Here is a 16,384-nt window from a genome sequence, read left to right on the forward strand (position 1 = left end):
GTGTTTCAGGAGTAGGCAGACATTTTTCGACGTTTTCCACCAACTAAGCGTGTTTCTGCCGCTACATTAACGTCCGTCGCGTCCTGAGGCGCGGGTATGGACGTGTTCTGGCATCGACGTGACCTCCGTGTGGCCGACAACCGTGGACTGACGACGGCCACCGAGGACGCGCCCGCCATCCCTGTCTTCGTGTTCGACGACGAGGTTCTCGAACACGCGGGGCCCCCTCGTGTTCGATACATGCTCGATGCTCTCGAGCAACTCCGGGCGTCGTACCAGTCGCTCGAAAGTGACCTCCTCGTCGGACGAGGTGACCCGAGGACGCTCCTCCCTTCGATTGCGGCGGAACTCGGTGCCGACCGTGTCGTCTGGAACGAGGATTACTCGGGGCTGGCCCGAGAACGCGACGCCGAGGTTCGGCTGGCACTCGACGACGCCGGCGTCGCTCGGGAGTCGGTCCACGACGCTATCTTCCACCAACCGGGGTCGATTACGACGAACGCAGGCGACCCCTACTCCGTGTACACCTACTTCTGGAAGAAGTGGCGAGACCGCGAAAAGCCAGACCCGTACCCGACTCCCGATGCCAATTCACTCGTGGACGCAGCGACGCTCGAATCAGTCGCCGAGGCGATACCGGAGGTCACTGTCGGTGACCTTCCGTCACTCTCGACCCTCGGGTTCGAGGAGCCAGCAGCAGACGTCGTCTCGGCGGGAACCGAGGCAGCACGAGAGCGACTCACCACCTTCTGTGAGGACGCCATCTATCGCTACGACGAGGACCGTGACTATCCCACTCGTGACGCGACGTCGAGACTCTCGACGGACCTCAAGTTCGGGACCATCGGTATCAGAGAGGTGTACGCCGCGACTGCCGAGGCCCGCGAAGGCGTGGGTGGCGAGCGAGACGAGTCTGTCGAATCGTTCCAGTCGCAACTCGCGTGGCGCGAGTTCTACGCCCACGTCCTCCGGTTCAATCCACACGTCGTCACGGAGAACTACAAAGAGTACGAACACGACATCGAGTGGCGCGACGACCCCGACGAACTCGCGGCGTGGAAGGAGGGCCGAACTGGGTATCCAATCGTCGACGCCGGGATGCGCCAACTGAAACAGGAGGCGTACATGCACAACCGCGTCCGCATGATCGTCGCCTCGTTCCTGACGAAGGACCTGTTGTGCGATTGGCGACACGGCTACGCCCACTTCCGCGAGTACCTCTCGGACCACGACACGGCGAACGACAACGGCGGGTGGCAGTGGGCCGCTTCGACGGGGACTGACGCCCAACCGTACTTCCGCATCTTCAACCCGATGACGCAAGGTGAGCGCTACGACCCGGACGCCGAGTACATCAAGCAGCACGTCCCTGAGTTGGAGGGTGTGACGGCGAACACCATCCACGACTGGCACGAGATGAGCGACATGGAGCGAGAGCGTGTCGCACCCGACTACCCGGCACCAATCGTCGACCACTCGGAACGTCGGGAGATGGCGCTGGCGATGTTCGAGGCAGCGCGCGGTGACGACTGACTGACACAGAGCGAAACGCTATCTCTCCGGCCTGCGAGAGGCCACTCATGCACGTCGCCATCCTCCTGTACGACGGATTCGACGAACTCGACGCCGTCGCACCCTTCGAAGTGTTCCAGAACGCCGGCGCGTTCGGCGCAGACTGTCGCGCCGAACTCGTCACGCTCGACGACCGTGAGTTCGTGACTGCGAGCCACGGGATGCGCGTCGGCGTCGATGGCGTCCTCGACCCGGAGGTTGACCGCCCTGACCTCCTCGTCGTCCCCGGCGGTGGGTGGAACTCTCGCGCCGAACAGAGCGCGTGGGCAGAAGCAAAGAAGGGCGACGTTCCCGACGCGATAGCGACGCTCCACGACGCCGGGGTGACGGTCGCTGGCGTCTGTACGGGTGGGATGCTCTTGTCGCGGGCAGGCATCCTCGGCGGCAGACCTGCCGTCACCCACGGGAGTGCGCTGGACGACTTACGCGAGACTGACGCCGATGTCGTCTCCGCTCGCGTCGTCGACGATGGTGACGTACTCACTGCCGGTGGCGTCACCTCGGGTCTCGACCTCTCGTTACACGTCGTCGAACGTGAGTTCGGAACCGCCGTCGCAGACCGGGTGGCCACGGAAATCGAATACGAACGACGAGACACCCCGTTCGAAGGCTGACACGTCGGGGATTTTGCGGCAATCTAAGTCGTCGAAATCGCCCGACTCCGGGCCGAAGACTCGTGTTCTTTGCTAGCATACCTCTCCTCAACTTTTAACAGGATTCCGTCCCACCCTCAATACGGAGGTTTACATAATGAGCTACGAACTCGACCCGCTTCCGTACGATTACGACGCGCTCGAACCGCACATCTCCGAACAAGTCCTGACGTGGCACCACGACACCCACCACCAGGGCTACGTAAACGGATGGAACGCGGCCGAAGAGACGCTGGCCGAGAACCGCGAAGCTGGCGAGTTCGGTTCGTCCGCCGGTGCACTGCGCAACGTCACGCACAACGGCTCCGGTCACATCCTGCACGACCTCTTCTGGCAGAACATGTCGCCGGAAGGCGGTGACGAGCCAGAAGGTGCGCTCGCAGACCGCATCGCCGAAGACTTCGGTTCCTACGAAGCCTGGAAGGGCGAATTCGAAGCCGCAGGCAGTGCTGCCGGTGGCTGGGCACTCCTCGTCTACGACTCGTTCTCGAACCAGCTTCGCAACGTCGTGGTCGACAAGCACGACCAGGGTGCGCTCTGGGGCAGTCACCCCATCCTCGCGCTCGACGTCTGGGAACACTCCTACTACCACGACTACGGCCCGGCCCGCGGTGACTTCATCAGCGCGTTCTTCGAGGTCGTCGACTGGGAAGAGCCATCGGCCCGCTACGAGCAGGCCGTCGAACTCTTCGAGTAGACCCGCACATCCCGACATTTCTTTTGGCGACTGCTCCCGTGAGCGGCGGCGTTATCGAACAGAACAGCGTCCAAGACGACGGCGTGACAATCCGACTCAGTCGAGTGGCGTCTCGACGGTGACGAGCGACGAGACGTCGAATTCTGCGTCGATTTCCTGTAGACGGTCGTTCAGCGTGGCGAAGTCTCGGCCGCCCGACTCGCGGTCGAATCCCGCAAAGACTCCGACGGGTTTGTCGCCGACGAACGTCCGAAACTGCTCGAACGTGTCGAACCCGCGGACGGTGTAGCCGTAGTCGGCGTAGTAGAGTGCCTCGTAGGTGTCTCTGGTCACGTAACCGAACCGCTCGTTGTCGACTAATCGAGACACGTCGACCGAGTCTATCGCGTCGGCGACGTCGTCTCTGAGGTAGAGATGCTCGTATCCTCCTCGGTCGAAGACCCAGAGGTCCCGTAGTGCGTCCCCGCCGAACGACTGGAAGATTTCGACGAGGCGTGAAGTAGCATCGCTCATCGCTCTGGTGTCCCACTCACTAGTGATAAGCATTGGCATGACAAAGGCGGCCGCCACCGCTGGGTCGTCGGGGTTTTGCCAGTCGGCGGAGAAACGGTGTGTATGCCCAAACCGAAAGACGAGTTCGATACCCTCTATGGGTACCTCCTGTACGAACCAGCCGACGTTCTCCACGCCGACTACATGTACACCGTCCCCGAGATTGCCCGGATGCTGCAGGGCCTCGACCCGACGACGGAACTCAGTGAAGACACCGAAGACCGCCTCATCGAGTGGACGATTCCGTGGATTATCGTCAACCAGGAAGACTTCGTCATCAACGACCCTCGGAGCGACGAACCGGGGTACTACGGTCTCCACCCGGACGCCATCCCTGACGAAGACGAAGAAGAATAGCCGACCGACCTGCACTGGCACTGAGTGACCGCTGTCACACGACCCACTCAGCGATTCACTCGTGCGGCCCGTGCCGCCAATTCGATGTCGTCCTGTGGTCGCGTGACGATGCTCGGCCCGTGACCCGTGTGTATCTCGGTCACGTCGTCGCCGGTCGCCTCGCGGAGACGGTCGATGCTCTCGATGAGTACCTCACGGTCACCTTCCGGGAGGTCAGTACGGCCGAACCCGCCGTTGGCGAAAATCAGGTCGCCGGCGAAGCAGACTCCAGACCCGCGAGAGAAGAAACAGAGGTGGTCGTCTTTGTGTCCCGGCGTGTGGATTGCCTGGTACACGTCGTCGCCGATTTGGATGCGTTCGCCGTCTTCGATGCGGTTGTCGACGGCGAGGTTGCCGGCGTCGTAGCCCCACGTCTGTACGTCGAACGCCTCGCGGATGGCATCGACGTTCCCGACGTGGTCCGGGTGCGTGTGCGTGAGGTAGACGGCGTCGATATCGTCTGTGAACTCCCGAACCTTCGGGACGATGTCGAAGTTCGCCCCGGCGTCGACGAGTGCGGTGGTGTCCCCATCGACGAGAAAGACGTTACTCGTGAACGTCCGAATTCCCTGCGCGAGATTGCGAATCATGGCACATCGTACGGCGAGTGGGGTCTTTCGTGTTGTGGGGCGTGGAGCGTCGCCAGTTGTGAGCCCTGAGTACGCAGTCAGCGGCAATCTAGAACGGAATCGGCTACTTTACGTGGTACCAATGTGGACCACGAGATAACTCTGGGGCCCCCACATGCGCCAATACCTCGACCTCGTCACGGACGTTCTCGGCACCGGCACGTACAAGCCCAATCGAACGGGTGTAGACACCATCTCCGGCTTTTCGAAGCACTACGAAGTCGACCTGCAGGAGGGCTTTCCGCTCCTCACGACGAAGGACCTCTCTGGGTTCCGCTGGAACTCGCTCATCCACGAACTCCTGTGGTACCTCTCCGGCGAGGAACACATCAAGAACCTCCGCGAAGAGACGGGTATCTGGAACGCGTGGGCCGACGACGAAGGGCACCTCGACACGGCCTACGGTCGCTTCTGGCGACGCTATCCCGTCCCCGAGGAGGGACTTCCGGGCGAGGCGTGGCCCGACGACGACCAGCGCTGGATGAACGACGAAGGCACGTTCGACCAACTCGCGTACGTCCTCGACACACTCGACGAGAACCCGAACTCCCGGCGGATGGTCATCAACGCGTGGCACCCCGCGAACGCCGCCGTCTCGACGCTCCCGCCGTGTCACTACACCTTCGTCTTCAACGTGCAGGGCGACGAACTCAACCTCCACTTGACGCAGCGCTCCGGTGACATCGCACTCGGCGTCCCGTTCAACCTCGCGGCCTACGCCATCCTCGCACAGGTCGTCGCCCAGCAGGCCGGGTTCGAACTCGGGAAGTTCGCTCACACCATCGTCGACGCCCACGTCTACTGCGGAACCGGCGAGCGCGGCGAATGGTACGGCGAGAACCTCGACGAACTCCAGTCTCGCCTCGCGGGCGTAGAGACGCGAGAAGAGTACCTCGACGTACGCGAATGGCTTCTCGAAACGGCCCCAGAAGAGGCCGACGGCGAGGGAGACTACGACCACGTTCCCGGCTTACTCTTGCAGGCCTCCCGCGAACCGCGTGCGCGCCCGACACTCGACGTGGCGGACGTTCCGCTCTCGGACCTCACCTTCGACGACATCGTCCTCCGCGACTACGACCCCGCCGACGGGATTCGCTTCGCGGTGGCCGAATGAGCGACCGAGCAGTCGACAGGGACGTCTCCGACGAAGGCAACGCGGTCCGATTCGTCCTCGTCGCCGCCGTCGCCGACAATCTCGTCATCGGCCGCGACGGCGAGATGCCGTGGCACCTGCCGGAGGACCTCGCGCACTTCAAGGAGACGACGATGGGCCACCCCGTCGTGATGGGTCGAAAGACGTACGAGAGCATCGCGCGACACCTCGACGGTCCGCTTCCGGGCCGGCACAGCGTCGTCCTCACGAGTCGCGATATCGACCTTCCCGACGGCGCAGAGACAGTCGCGTCGATAGACGAAGCGGTCGCCGCCAGCCAAGTTGCCGCCGCCGACATGGGCGTCGAAACGGTGTACGTCGTCGGCGGGGCGACGGTCTACGAGCAGTTCGTAGACCGGGCGTCGGGGATGGTCCTCACCGAACTCGACGAGGCGTACGAGGGCGACACCCGATTCCCCGAGTGGGACTCAGACGAGTGGGTCGAACGAGAGCGAGACAGCAGAGATGGGTTCGCGTTCGTCGTCTACGAACGCCGTGACGAGACGACTCATTCGGAGGACGCGGCGTGACAGACACTCGGTGGGAGTACAAAATCGTCAGAACGAGCGATGGTGGCCTCTTCAGCGGCGACACTGGCCCGATGGAAGACGCACTCAACTCTCTCGGCGGCGACGGGTGGGAACTCGTCGATACGATTTCGGACTCGCGCGGTGCCGGCGCGGGAAGTGGACAGACGGCGCTGGTATTCAAACGACAACGAAAATAATCGGAACTCCAGTCACCTCTCGAATCGAGGTGTGAGTCACCCTTCGAGCGTCCGGAACAGTGGCGCTGAATGCTCGTTTTGCAGCGTGACCATCTCCTCACCGTTGAACCTCACCGTGAACGACTCGTAGTCGCTCGGAACCGAGACGACTGCGTCCATCGTCGTCCGTGGCGTGCAGTCGTCGGACGGCGGCTTTTCGTCCTCGTCGGGTGTCGCAGTCACTCGGTAGATGTACACGCCCTCTTCTGGGTTCTCGATGGTCCCGTCGATTCTCACGCTCGGCGTCTCGTGCGTGAAGGTGCGATTGAAGACGAACGTCGTCTGTTCGCCGGCGGGAGTTCGTCCGACCCACGACGAGGGTGCAGTTTCGTCTGCCGCGAGACATCCGGTTCCGGACGAAATCGACGACGTGGGAGACGCGGCCATCTCGGTCGGTGTGACGAGCGCGACTGCCGCCCCGCCGAGGACGACGCCCACGACGAAGACGGCGACGAGAGCAGTTGCTGAATACGAGGACATACCAGAACAGACGGTTCACGAGAGAATAAGAGAGAAGTGAGGTGTGGTACCGACCGACTATCCGAGACTGCCCTCCATCTCGAGTTCGACGAGTCGGTTGAGTTCGACTGCGTACTCGATGGGGAGTTCCTTCGTGATTGGTTCGATGAACCCCGACACGATGAGTTGCTTGGCTTCGTCGTCGCCGAGTCCGCGTGACTGGAGGTAGAACACGTCTTCGTCGCCAATCTTTCCGACCGTCGCCTCGTGCGCCACGTCGACTTTGTTCTCGTGAATCTCGATGTGTGGCATCGTGTCCGAAGTGGACGCGTTGTCGAACATCAGCGCGTCGCACTCCACGGAACACGAAGAGTCAGTCGCGCCGTGTGCGATGCGGACGAGGCCGCGGTAGTTGGTGCGGCCACCGCCGCGTGAGATAGACTTCGAGACGATGGTCGACTTCGTCTCGGGGGCGTTGTGGTAGACTTTCGCGCCGGTGTCGATGTTCTGTCCCTCGCTGGCGAAGGCGATGGTGATGTGGTTGTCAGAGGCTCCACGGCCGTTGAGAATCGTCGCCGGGTAGAGCATGGTGGCTTTCGAGCCCATCGACCCCGAAATCCACTCCATGCGTCCGTTCTTGCCGACGATGGCACGCTTCGTGTTGAGGTTGTACGTGTTCTTCGACCAGTTCTGGACGGTCGAATACTGCACGTGCGCCCCCTCCTTGACGAACACCTCGACACATCCGGAGTGGAGGTTGAACGCGGAGTACTTGGGTGCCGAACAGCCCTCGATGTAGTGGACCTCGGAGTTCTTCTCCGCGACGATGAGCGTGTGTTCGAACTGCCCCATACCGGCCGAGTTCATGCGGAAGTACGCCTGTACCGGCATGTCGACGGTGACACCCTCCGGAACGTAGACGAACGACCCACCGGACCAGATGGCACCGTGGAGTGCGGCGAACTTGTTGTCACTCGGCGGGACGCACTTCGTCATGAAGTACTCCTCGACCAGGTCCGGGTGTTCGCGGACGGCCTTGTCCATGTCCATGAAGACGACGCCCTCTTTCTCCCACTCCTCACGCATGTTCTGGTAGACGATTTCCGACTCGTACTGGGCGCCGACGCCGGAGAGGGCGTTCTTCTCGGCTTCCGGGATGCCCAGTTTGTCGAAGGTGTCGCGGATATCTTCCGGTAGGTCACGCCAGTCGCGGACGCCACCGCGGACCTCTACGTCGGGACGGATGTACGGCACGATGACGTCCACGTCGACTTCGGAGAGGTCAGGTTGGCCGGGCCACCCAGTCGGCATCGGCATCTGCTGGAACATCCGAAGCGCCCGGAGGCGGCGCTCCAACATCCACTCCGGTTCACCTTTGTCCTCGGAGATGACCCGGACGGTCTCTTCGTCGAGACCTTTCTCGGCCACGAATGCGGCCTTCTGTTCCTTCTTGAAGTCGAATCGGTTCTGGACGTCCGCCTCCTCGAAGTGTTTCTCCTGACGGGTACTCATAACACCAGTCTAGGGGTTCTCAGAGGATATGAGGATGCCTGCAGGGTCTCCGGCGGCAGAACGTCCCGCCGAAGAGAACGACGACCGTCGACCGTCGAACCCTCCGTGCTGCACACCAGCTTTATCGAGTAAACCGTCGTTCTAGAACGAGACGCAGACAATTTGGAAACATGACACGTTCAGCACTCTTCGAGCGGATTCACCAACCCGAGTACACCGGCGAAAATCGGTGTATTCCCTGTACCGTCGTGAACGTCCTCATCGCAGCCACGATGAGTATCGTCCTCGGCATCGTGTGGGCCCCGCTCGCGCTCGCGTCGTTCGTCGTCTTCGCAAGCGTCGTCTACATCCGCGGGTACCTCGTTCCGGGGACGCCGACGCTGACGAAGCGATATCTCCCGGACCGTGTCCTTCGCTGGTTCGACAAAGAACCGACGCCGGGGGACGAAGTCGGCACGGACAGCGACGCGATGCTCGACGTGGACGGCAGTCCCGAACTCGACGTGGAGGCAGTGTTACAGGGCGCTCGCGCACTCGAACAGTGCGACGACGTGGACGACCTCTGCCTGACAGACGACTTCGAAACCGCGTGGACGCGTGAGATTCAGCGAACCGACGATGCTGTCGTTCGACGGCGACTCGCGGCGATGCTCGGTATCGACACGGACAGAATCTCGTTGGAGGACCGTGACCGCTGGTTCGTCGCCATCGTCGGCGGCACACACGTCGGGAGGTGGGAATCCCACGGTGCACTCATCGCCGATATGGCGGCCGATGCCGTCCTCGAAGACCGAATCGACGACTGGGACGCACTCACCAACGACCACCGAAGTGCACTGGCGAGAGGCATTCGCGTGTACCTCGACCAGTGTCCGGACTGCGGCGGGCCGGTTCAGTTCACCGAAGAGACGGCGGAGTCCTGCTGTCGCTCGTGGCAAGTTCTCGTCACTCGGTGCGACGACTGCGGGAGTCGATTGTTCGAAGTCGACCTCTCTGCGGTCGAAGAAGCGCCGGCATGACCACGAGACGGGGCGACATTTTTCGTCGTTGACAGCATTGCATCACGTATGAGTAAAGCGCACTTCGAGGTGTACGCCGACGTCGAGGGACAGTATCGGTGGCGTCTCGTCCACGACAACGGAAACATCCTTGCGGACTCGGGCGAGGGATACGCGTCGAAACAGAAGGCCAAGCAGGGTATCGAGAGCGTCAAACAGAACGCTCGGGATGCCGAAGTCGTCGAGAAGTGACCCGACAGTGAGTGTCTCCGTACTGCGATAGCGGGAACCCGCGACGTGAACCCCACACCACTGCCGGGTGTGGAGGCTTTTTCCGCCTCCGGAACCGACCACGGGGTAATGACGAACGTCGCCCTCGCGACTGAGGTGGTTGCCCGATGAACCGAAACGACAAACAAGCGTACGACCGCGGTACGTCGCTGTTCTCGCCGGATGGCCGTATCTATCAGGTCGAGTACGCCCGTGAGGCCGTCAAACGTGGCGCGCCGGTCGTCGGCGTCAGAACGACGGACGGTGTCGTTCTCGCGGCCCAGCGCTCTTCGCCCTCGTCGCTCATGGAGACGAAGAGCATCGAGAAGATTCACAAACTCGACGACAACCTCGGTGCTGCCAGTGCGGGCCACGTCGCCGACGCGCGCAAACTCGTGGACTTCGCTCGAACGACCGCGCAGCGTGAGCGACTCCGCTACGGCGAACCAATCGGCGTCGAAGCGCTCACGAAGGCCATCACCGACAACATCCAAGAGAGCACGCAGTCCGGGGGTACCCGGCCGTACGGCGCGTCGCTCCTCATCGGCGGCGTCGAAGACGGGCGCGGACGCCTCTTTGCGACCGACCCCTCGGGGACCCCACAAGAGTGGAAGGCCGTCGCTATCGGTGGCCGACGCAACGACATCCAGGCCGCCCTCGAAGAACAGTACACCGACGACCTGTCGCTCGACGACGGCGTCACCCTCGCGCTGAGTGCACTCCGCGAGGCTGACGCCGAACTCACCGCCAGCGACGTGAGCGCCGTCACGCTGTCCGAAGACGGATTCGTGACGCTCGACGAAGCGACGATTTCCGAAGCGTTCGCCGACGTCGAACCCGACGCAGACGAGGAGTAGATGACGAACGGGGCAGAGGCGGACGACCAGCAGACGACAGACGCCGCAGTGACGCTGGACCGTATCGCGGTCTATCCAGTGAAATCGCTTGACCCAGAGTACGTCGAGCGAACCCAACTCGTCGAAAACGGTGGCCTCTCCGGCGACCGCGAGTACGCCATCTTCGACGCAGACGGGAACTACGTCAACGGGAAGCGAGAACGCGCGATTCATCGCATCAGAAGTTCGGTCTCGCTCGACGACGACACGATTCGACTCTCCGCGCCCGACTGTGACGACTACGGCGGTCCAATCGCCGACGCCGACGACTGGCTTTCGGCGTACTTCGGGTACGACGTCGAACTCCGGCGCGATTCTTCGGGAGGATTCCCCGACGACACCACCGCCAGCGGTCCGACGGTCATCTCGACGGCGACGCTCGAACGGGTCGCGTCGTGGTTCGAGGAAATCGACACCGACGAGATGCGCCGCCGACTCCGGCCGAACCTCGAACTCGACGCTCCTGTCCCGTTCTGGGAGGACCACCTGTTCGACCAGCGAGAGACGTGCGTCGAGTTCAGTATCGGGGCCGCCTCGTTCGCCGGAGTCAATCCCTGCCAGCGCTGTGTCGTCCCGACACGCGACCCCGACACCGGCGAATCGACGCCGGGGTTCCGCGAAGCCTTCGTGACGAAGCGTCGCGAGACACTCCCCCCGTGGTCCGGTGGCGACTGGTTCGACCACGACTTCCGACTCATGGTCAACACCGTCGTCCCCGAGTCTTCGTGGGGCGAGACGCTCGCTGTGGGTGACGACGTTACCGTCGGAAACGTGGTGTCGGCCGACAGCCACGTCTCTGGCTGACCCGCCCGCGCTTCACCACCCGGTGAACTTGTCGCGCCGGTAGAGGTCGAGTTCACTGACGGTCGAATCGTCCTGTAGCGCAGCGAACCGAATCGCGTTGGCTATCTCTTCTGGTTCGGTGACTTCACCGGACTCGAATCGGACTTCGAACGCTTCGCCGTCTTCCGACCCGAACTCTGTTCGGACCTCACTCGGGTTGACGACTGTGATACCGACGTCGGCGTCGCCGACCTGCCCTTCGAGGCTGTGGGCGAACCCACGGACCCACCACTTCGAGGCGGCGTACACCGGGTTGAACGGGCGGGGATACTGTCCGGCGAAACTGCCGACGAAGACGAGGTTCCCCGCCGTCTCGCGGAGGTGTGGGAGTGCGGCGCGAGAGACGAAGAAGACACCGTCGACGTTCGTGTCCATCATCTGTCTGTACTCGGTGGTCGACATCGACTCGACGTCCGACCCGCGGGCGAGGCCAGCGTTGTTCACGACGACGTCGAGGCGGCCGAACTCGTCGATGGTCTGGTCGAACGCCGCCTCGACGGCGTCCTCGTCGCGCACGTCAGTCGGGACGACGAGTGTCTCGACGCCGTGGTCGGATTCGAGGTCCGCAGCGATACCGAGCAATCGGTCCTCGCGCCGAGCGAGGAGGACGACGTTCGCGCCCGCGTCCGCGAGGGCGTGTGCAGTTGCTTCGCCGATACCTGCGCTCGCCCCGGTGACGAGTGCGACACGGTCTGCCAGATTGTCACGCATAGTAGTCGATGTGACGGGCAAGACAATCAACGGTTCCCCTGTGTGTCACTCCAGTCCGCGGCCTGTTGGTTCACCGAGCGTCCCCCGATATCGAAGCCAGACGTAGACACCGACCGGGGAGAACACGAACAGGAGGAACATCGCGATTGTGGCGGACAGATGTGGGTTCAGACCTGTGCCACCTCGCCGCCACCCACGTCTTTACATCGTCGTACCGGGTTGAGTGAGGCATGTTCACACTTACTGGTGCGCGGGTCGTCGATGCCGACGGGTCCCGCGACGCCAACGTCGTCGTCGACGAATCAACGGGTCGAATCGTGTCTGTCGGTGACGACGTCGACGGTGAGACACGCGACGTGTCGGGCCTCGTCGTCGCACCCGGACTCGTCGACTCGCACGTCCACCTGATGATGGACAGTCGTCCCGACGTGGCGTCGTATAGAACTGAACCAGTCGAGCGTGCCTGTTACCGAGCGACCGCCAGTCTCCGCGAGACACTCGAAGCAGGCGTCACGACGGTCCGTGACCTCGGGTCGCCGGGGGACCTCGCGACGAGTGCGAAAGCCGCCGTCGCCGACGGTGACGTTCCCGGCCCACGTGTCCTCGCCGCCGGAGAGAACGTCGTCATGACTGGCGGCCACGGCCACTGGTTCGGCCGCGAAGCGGACGGCCCCGACGAGGTCCGAAAAGCCGCCCGCGAGCAACTCAAACGTGGCGCTGACGTGGTCAAGTGCATGGCGACTGGCGGAGTGCTTACAGAGGGTGCGGTCACGGGTGCGCCCGAACTCACCGAAGACGAGATTCGCGCCCTCGTCGACGCTGCGAGTGCCAAAGGCGTTCCAACCGCGGCCCACGCCCACGGCGAAGAGGGAATCAAAAACGCTGCCCGCGCCGGCATCACCAGCATCGAACACGGGATGTTCATGGACGAGGAAGCGGCCCACTTGCTCGCCGAAAACGGGACGTACTGGGTCCCGACAGCCTCGGCAGTCCTCGAAATCGTCGAACACGGAATCGACGCCGGCATCCCCGAAGAGGCAGTCGCCAAGGCCGAAGACGCCGCCGAACGCTTCGAAGTCGCGTGGGAACACGCCCTCGACGCCGGCGTGAAGATTGCCATGGGAACCGACGCGGGGACACCGTTCAACGAACACGGCCAGAACGCGCTCCGCGAGATGGAACTGATGGTCGACTACGGTCTCTCTCCCGCCGAAGCACTCGATGCGGCAACCGTCACCGCGGCAGACTTGCTCGGTCTGGACGACGTTGGCAAAGTCGCCGACGGGTACGTCGCCGACCTCGTCGTCCTCGCCGACGACCCGAGCGACGATGCGAGTGCGTGGCGAACGACCGAGCAGGTGTACCGCGCCGGGTCACAGGTCGTCTAATCGCAACACGGCAGTGGGTGTCATACCCCTTCAGAAACGACAACCTTTTACGAAACCACGCGATAACTGTGAATGTACCAACGTGCTCTGTTGGTGTAGTCCGGCCAATCATATCACCCTCTCACGGTGATGACCAGGGTTCGAATCCCTGACGGAGCACTTCTCTGACGAACTACCTTCCAAGCGACCGCTGTGCGTGTCGCGTGGACTGTGAGTCTGTGTGTGCGACTCGAAGGGATTCGAATCAGAGAGCGTCGCGAACAAAGTGAGCAGAGCGACCGTGGTTCGAATCCCTGACGGAGCACTTCTCTGACGAACTACCTTCCAAGCGACCGCTGTGCGTGTCGCGTGGACTGTGAGTCTGTGTGTGCGAGTCTCACGGACTCAAGTCTTCAAAAGTTATCCACGATGGCGGCGATTTGCTCGTCTGTGAGCTCCGTCGCGTAGAGTTCGTACAGGTCGTACAGACGTTGGGTCGAGAGGCTTCGCGTATTGTTCTCCAGCATCGAGATGTGTGCTTGCATGATGTCGTCGACGACTTTCTCGACGCCACGCTGTTCGTACCCCGCCGCAGTCCGGAGGAGACGCCACGCTCGTGGCGAGATGTCGTTTACGTCCACATCGTCGTGCTCCGGGCTCGGCATCTATCGTACAGTTGTTCGGGTATGAGCCGATAATAATTCTTGGTACCTGTTTCGACCGAACCACGCTCGACGACGAAGGTCACCGCCTGTCCAGTCCCCCGACGTCCGTACCCCAACTATTTCAGCGCGGGTCGACTACCCGAACGAGGATGTTACTCGCGGGAACAGTGGTTGCGGACGCGACCACTATCATCGAAGACGGGGCCGTCGTCGTCGACGGCGACCACGTCGTCGCAGTCGGCGACCGAGCGTCGCTCGAAGAGACGTACCCCGACCACGACCGGCGCGAGTTCGACATCGTCGCGCCGGGACTCGTCGGCGGACACGTCCACTCGGTCCAGTCGCTCGGGCGAGGCATCGCCGACGACACGTCGCTTCTCGACTGGTTGTTCGACCACGTCCTCCCGATGGAGGCCAGTCTCGACGCCGACGGGATGCGCACCGCCGCGGAACTCGGCTACCTCGAATGCATCGAGTCCGGGACGACAACCGTCGTCGACCACCTCTCGGTTCGACACGCTGCGGAGGCCTTCGAGGCGGCCGGTGAGATGGGAATCCGGGGACGCATCGGGAAGGTGCTGATGGACACGAACTCGCCCGAAGACTTGCAAGAAGATACCGACGCGGCGTTAGCAGAGTCGGAACGACTCATCCAACAGTACCACGACTCTTTCGGCGGGCGCATCCAGTATGCGCTCACGCCGCGATTCGCGATTACGTGCACCGAGGCGTGTCTCCGCGGTGTCCGCGAACTCGCAGACGCCTACGACGGGGTCCGAATCCACACGCACGCGAGTGAGAACCGAGACGAAATCGCGACGGTCGAAGCAGAGACGGGGATGCGAAACATCCACTGGTTGGACGAAGTCGGCCTCACCGGTGACGACGTGGTCCTCGCCCACTGTGTCCACACCGAAGCGTCCGAACGCGAGGTACTCGCGGAGACTGGCACGCACGTCACCTACTGCCCGTCGTCGAACATGAAACTCGCGTCGGGTATCGCACCGATCACCGACTACCTCGAACGCGGAATCAACGTCGCCCTCGGGAACGACGGCCCACCGTGTAACAACACACTCGACCCCTTCACGGAGATGCGGCAGGCCAGTCTGCTCCAGAAGGTTGGTTCACTCGACCCGACGACCACGCCCGCCGCGACTATCTTCGAGATGGCCACCAGAAACGGCGCGAAAGCCGCCGGATTCGGCCGCGTCGGATGCCTCCGCGAAGGCTGGACGGCAGACATCGTCGGGATTACGACCGACGTGACGCGCGCGACGCCTCTCCACGACGTGCTGTCGCACCTCGTCTTCTCGGCACACGGCGACGACGTGGTCTTCACCATGGTCGACGGCGAAGTGCTCTACGATGGCGGCGAGCACGTCCGGGCCGACGCGGACGACATCCGCCGTCGCGCCCGTGAGTACGCAGCGACCATCTGAACCACGTCCGTCGACACCTGAACTCCCAGCCCCAAGTCATCAGATTCTCTTCGCCTCGCGAGACCGGCCGCCATCGCCGCATCTATCTCTCCCCACGACCGCACCAGAGATATGACCGTTCGCCTCCGCCCCGTGACGGAGTCTGACCTCCCCGCCATCCGAGACATCTACGAACCCTTCGTCGAAGAGACGGCCATCACGTTCGCGTACGACCCGCCGAGCGTCACCGACCTCGAGACGAAACTGCGGAAGAAGACACACCACCCGTGGTTGGTCTGCGAACTCGACGGCGACGTGGTTGGCTACGCCTACGCCGGGCCTATCCGTGAACGCGACGCCTACCAGTGGGCGGTCGAAACGTCGATATACGTCGACCCGGAGTTCCAGCGCCGCGGTGTCGCTCGCGGGCTGTACACGGCACTCCTCGGGATCCTCGAACAGATGGGCTACGTGACTGCCTACGCCGTCATCACGACGCCGAATCCGGCGAGCATCGCGTTCCACGAGTCGTTCGGGTTCGAACGTGTGGGTCGATTCGACCACATGGGCTACAAACACGACGAGTGGCACGACGTGGAGTGGTGGGCACTGGACCTCCAATCCCATCCGGACGACCCGGACGACCCACTTTCGGTTGCGACAGCACAGACTCGAGAGTGGTGGGACGACGCGATTGCGCGCGGTGCTGCGTCTGTCTGCGACACCGCACAGAACTAAGCAGAATTCGTCGCAGTCGTCACGCCCTCAGGCTTTCGCCTCGGCGGACTCTTCGCTGGCCGACTCGCGTTCGGCACTCGACGCGT

20 protein-coding genes and 1 tRNA gene are annotated in these 16,384 nt (G+C 62.8%); 15 read left to right on the forward strand and 6 right to left on the reverse strand.

The window, feature by feature from the left end; all coding sequences use genetic code 11:
- The first annotated feature begins 96 nt into the window (after positions 1-96).
- From AUR66_RS09780 to sod, 3 genes are all read left to right on the forward strand, one after another.
- Positions 97-1,533: a cryptochrome/photolyase family protein gene (locus AUR66_RS09780; RefSeq protein WP_058572252.1), complete on the forward strand. Its 1,437-nt coding sequence runs from the start codon at positions 97-99 to the stop codon at positions 1,531-1,533.
- A 47-nt stretch (positions 1,534-1,580) separates the two neighbouring features.
- On the forward strand, positions 1,581-2,186 hold the full coding sequence (locus AUR66_RS09785; RefSeq protein WP_058572253.1) for a DJ-1/PfpI family protein: 606 nt from the start codon (positions 1,581-1,583) through the stop codon (positions 2,184-2,186).
- 136 nt (positions 2,187-2,322) lie between these two features.
- Entirely contained in the window at positions 2,323-2,922 is a 600-nt protein-coding gene (gene sod / locus AUR66_RS09790; RefSeq protein WP_058572254.1) for a superoxide dismutase, read from the forward strand.
- Between the two features lie 96 nt (positions 2,923-3,018).
- Here the strand turns inward: sod and AUR66_RS09795 are convergent, their stop codons facing one another.
- Complete coding sequence (locus AUR66_RS09795; protein ID WP_058572271.1) at positions 3,019-3,435, reverse strand: DUF7522 family protein; 417 nt, start codon at positions 3,433-3,435, stop codon at positions 3,019-3,021.
- Between the two features lie 102 nt (positions 3,436-3,537).
- Between AUR66_RS09795 and AUR66_RS09800 the strand changes: the two genes are divergently transcribed.
- Complete coding sequence (locus AUR66_RS09800) at positions 3,538-3,831, forward strand: DUF5827 family protein (protein WP_058572255.1); 294 nt, start codon at positions 3,538-3,540, stop codon at positions 3,829-3,831.
- Positions 3,832-3,878: 47 nt separating this feature from the next.
- On the opposite strand, the gene AUR66_RS09805 is transcribed toward AUR66_RS09800, so the two are convergent.
- Positions 3,879-4,460, reverse strand: a complete 582-nt coding sequence (locus tag AUR66_RS09805; RefSeq protein ID WP_058572256.1) for an MBL fold metallo-hydrolase — start codon at positions 4,458-4,460, stop codon at positions 3,879-3,881.
- 154 nt (positions 4,461-4,614) lie between these two features.
- Between AUR66_RS09805 and thyA the strand changes: the two genes are divergently transcribed.
- Genes thyA through AUR66_RS09820 form a run of 3 tightly spaced genes read left to right on the forward strand, consistent with a single transcriptional unit; the run spans position 4,615 to position 6,379 of the window.
- Positions 4,615-5,613, forward strand: a complete 999-nt coding sequence (thyA, locus tag AUR66_RS09810) for a thymidylate synthase (RefSeq protein WP_058572257.1) — start codon at positions 4,615-4,617, stop codon at positions 5,611-5,613.
- Complete coding sequence (locus AUR66_RS09815; RefSeq protein ID WP_058572258.1) at positions 5,610-6,182, forward strand: dihydrofolate reductase; 573 nt, start codon at positions 5,610-5,612, stop codon at positions 6,180-6,182. The genes thyA and AUR66_RS09815 overlap by 4 nt, the downstream gene beginning before the upstream one ends.
- The gene (locus AUR66_RS09820; RefSeq protein ID WP_058572259.1) at positions 6,179-6,379 is read left to right on the forward strand and encodes a DUF4177 domain-containing protein; all 201 of its coding nucleotides are present in this window, start codon (positions 6,179-6,181) and stop codon (positions 6,377-6,379) included. Before AUR66_RS09815 ends, AUR66_RS09820 begins: the two co-directional genes overlap by 4 nt.
- A gap of 36 nt (positions 6,380-6,415) precedes the next feature.
- Here the strand turns inward: AUR66_RS09820 and AUR66_RS09825 are convergent, their stop codons facing one another.
- Both AUR66_RS09825 and sufB read right to left on the reverse strand, forming a co-directional pair.
- The gene (locus AUR66_RS09825) at positions 6,416-6,898 is read right to left on the reverse strand and encodes a hypothetical protein (RefSeq protein WP_058572260.1); all 483 of its coding nucleotides are present in this window, start codon (positions 6,896-6,898) and stop codon (positions 6,416-6,418) included.
- Between the two features lie 57 nt (positions 6,899-6,955).
- Complete coding sequence (gene sufB / locus AUR66_RS09830) at positions 6,956-8,389, reverse strand: Fe-S cluster assembly protein SufB (protein WP_058572261.1); 1,434 nt, start codon at positions 8,387-8,389, stop codon at positions 6,956-6,958.
- 170 nt (positions 8,390-8,559) lie between these two features.
- Here sufB and AUR66_RS09835 point away from each other — a divergent pair, with 170 nt between their 5' ends.
- The 4 genes from AUR66_RS09835 (at position 8,560) to AUR66_RS09850 (ending at position 11,357) form a co-directional block, all read left to right on the forward strand.
- A complete protein-coding gene (locus AUR66_RS09835) occupies positions 8,560-9,408 on the forward strand; it encodes a hypothetical protein (protein ID WP_058572262.1) in 849 nt (282 codons plus the stop codon).
- Between the two features lie 48 nt (positions 9,409-9,456).
- On the forward strand, positions 9,457-9,639 hold the full coding sequence (locus tag AUR66_RS09840; protein WP_058572263.1) for an HVO_2922 family protein: 183 nt from the start codon (positions 9,457-9,459) through the stop codon (positions 9,637-9,639).
- 146 nt (positions 9,640-9,785) lie between these two features.
- Positions 9,786-10,514: an archaeal proteasome endopeptidase complex subunit alpha gene (gene psmA, locus AUR66_RS09845; protein ID WP_058572264.1), complete on the forward strand. Its 729-nt coding sequence runs from the start codon at positions 9,786-9,788 to the stop codon at positions 10,512-10,514.
- Positions 10,515-11,357: an MOSC domain-containing protein gene (locus tag AUR66_RS09850; RefSeq protein WP_058572265.1), complete on the forward strand. Its 843-nt coding sequence runs from the start codon at positions 10,515-10,517 to the stop codon at positions 11,355-11,357. It begins immediately after the preceding gene.
- A 12-nt stretch (positions 11,358-11,369) separates the two neighbouring features.
- On the opposite strand, the gene AUR66_RS09855 is transcribed toward AUR66_RS09850, so the two are convergent.
- On the reverse strand, positions 11,370-12,107 hold the full coding sequence (locus tag AUR66_RS09855) for an SDR family oxidoreductase (RefSeq protein WP_058572266.1): 738 nt from the start codon (positions 12,105-12,107) through the stop codon (positions 11,370-11,372).
- A 230-nt stretch (positions 12,108-12,337) separates the two neighbouring features.
- Here AUR66_RS09855 and AUR66_RS09860 point away from each other — a divergent pair, with 230 nt between their 5' ends.
- A complete protein-coding gene (locus AUR66_RS09860) occupies positions 12,338-13,495 on the forward strand; it encodes a metal-dependent hydrolase family protein (protein WP_058572267.1) in 1,158 nt (385 codons plus the stop codon).
- Positions 13,496-13,579: 84 nt separating this feature from the next.
- A tRNA-Glu gene (locus AUR66_RS09865) sits at positions 13,580-13,654 on the forward strand.
- A 233-nt stretch (positions 13,655-13,887) separates the two neighbouring features.
- Here the strand turns inward: AUR66_RS09865 and AUR66_RS09870 are convergent.
- Positions 13,888-14,139, reverse strand: coding sequence for a hypothetical protein (locus tag AUR66_RS09870; protein WP_058572268.1), 252 nt, complete (start codon positions 14,137-14,139; stop codon positions 13,888-13,890).
- 149 nt (positions 14,140-14,288) lie between these two features.
- On the opposite strand from AUR66_RS09870, the gene AUR66_RS09875 reads away from it, so the two are divergent.
- Both AUR66_RS09875 and AUR66_RS09880 read left to right on the forward strand, forming a co-directional pair.
- Positions 14,289-15,581: a 5'-deoxyadenosine deaminase gene (locus tag AUR66_RS09875; RefSeq protein ID WP_058572269.1), complete on the forward strand. Its 1,293-nt coding sequence runs from the start codon at positions 14,289-14,291 to the stop codon at positions 15,579-15,581.
- A 111-nt stretch (positions 15,582-15,692) separates the two neighbouring features.
- Positions 15,693-16,298, forward strand: a complete 606-nt coding sequence (locus tag AUR66_RS09880) for a GNAT family N-acetyltransferase (protein ID WP_058572270.1) — start codon at positions 15,693-15,695, stop codon at positions 16,296-16,298.
- Positions 16,299-16,384 lie beyond the last annotated feature (86 nt).

Origin of the sequence: Haloferax profundi (assembly GCF_001469865.1) — an archaeon.
Classification (GTDB): Archaea; Halobacteriota; Halobacteria; order Halobacteriales; family Haloferacaceae; genus Haloferax; species Haloferax profundi.

Excerpts from the sequence above, each read along its gene's own strand:
- AUR66_RS09835 (WP_058572262.1), top strand. The coding sequence starts at position 8,560 with ATGACACGTTCAGCACTCTTCGAGCGGATTCACCAACCCGAGTACACC.
- AUR66_RS09875 (WP_058572269.1), top strand. The coding sequence starts at position 14,289 with ATGTTACTCGCGGGAACAGTGGTTGCGGACGCGACCACTATCATCGAA.
- AUR66_RS09855 (WP_058572266.1), bottom strand. The coding sequence starts at position 12,107 with ATGCGTGACAATCTGGCAGACCGTGTCGCACTCGTCACCGGGGCGAGC.
- AUR66_RS09800 (WP_058572255.1), top strand. The coding sequence starts at position 3,538 with ATGCCCAAACCGAAAGACGAGTTCGATACCCTCTATGGGTACCTCCTG.
- AUR66_RS09805 (WP_058572256.1), bottom strand. The coding sequence starts at position 4,460 with ATGATTCGCAATCTCGCGCAGGGAATTCGGACGTTCACGAGTAACGTC.
- AUR66_RS09785 (WP_058572253.1), top strand. The coding sequence starts at position 1,581 with ATGCACGTCGCCATCCTCCTGTACGACGGATTCGACGAACTCGACGCC.
- AUR66_RS09840 (WP_058572263.1), top strand. The coding sequence starts at position 9,457 with ATGAGTAAAGCGCACTTCGAGGTGTACGCCGACGTCGAGGGACAGTAT.
- AUR66_RS09870 (WP_058572268.1), bottom strand. The coding sequence starts at position 14,139 with ATGCCGAGCCCGGAGCACGACGATGTGGACGTAAACGACATCTCGCCA.
- AUR66_RS09815 (WP_058572258.1), top strand. The coding sequence starts at position 5,610 with ATGAGCGACCGAGCAGTCGACAGGGACGTCTCCGACGAAGGCAACGCG.
- AUR66_RS09850 (WP_058572265.1), top strand. The coding sequence starts at position 10,515 with ATGACGAACGGGGCAGAGGCGGACGACCAGCAGACGACAGACGCCGCA.
- sufB (WP_058572261.1), bottom strand. The coding sequence starts at position 8,389 with ATGAGTACCCGTCAGGAGAAACACTTCGAGGAGGCGGACGTCCAGAAC.
- AUR66_RS09880 (WP_058572270.1), top strand. The coding sequence starts at position 15,693 with ATGACCGTTCGCCTCCGCCCCGTGACGGAGTCTGACCTCCCCGCCATC.
- sod (WP_058572254.1), top strand. The coding sequence starts at position 2,323 with ATGAGCTACGAACTCGACCCGCTTCCGTACGATTACGACGCGCTCGAA.
- thyA (WP_058572257.1), top strand. The coding sequence starts at position 4,615 with ATGCGCCAATACCTCGACCTCGTCACGGACGTTCTCGGCACCGGCACG.
- AUR66_RS09795 (WP_058572271.1), bottom strand. The coding sequence starts at position 3,435 with ATGAGCGATGCTACTTCACGCCTCGTCGAAATCTTCCAGTCGTTCGGC.
- AUR66_RS09825 (WP_058572260.1), bottom strand. The coding sequence starts at position 6,898 with ATGTCCTCGTATTCAGCAACTGCTCTCGTCGCCGTCTTCGTCGTGGGC.
- psmA (WP_058572264.1), top strand. The coding sequence starts at position 9,786 with ATGAACCGAAACGACAAACAAGCGTACGACCGCGGTACGTCGCTGTTC.
- AUR66_RS09860 (WP_058572267.1), top strand. The coding sequence starts at position 12,338 with ATGTTCACACTTACTGGTGCGCGGGTCGTCGATGCCGACGGGTCCCGC.
- AUR66_RS09780 (WP_058572252.1), top strand. The coding sequence starts at position 97 with ATGGACGTGTTCTGGCATCGACGTGACCTCCGTGTGGCCGACAACCGT.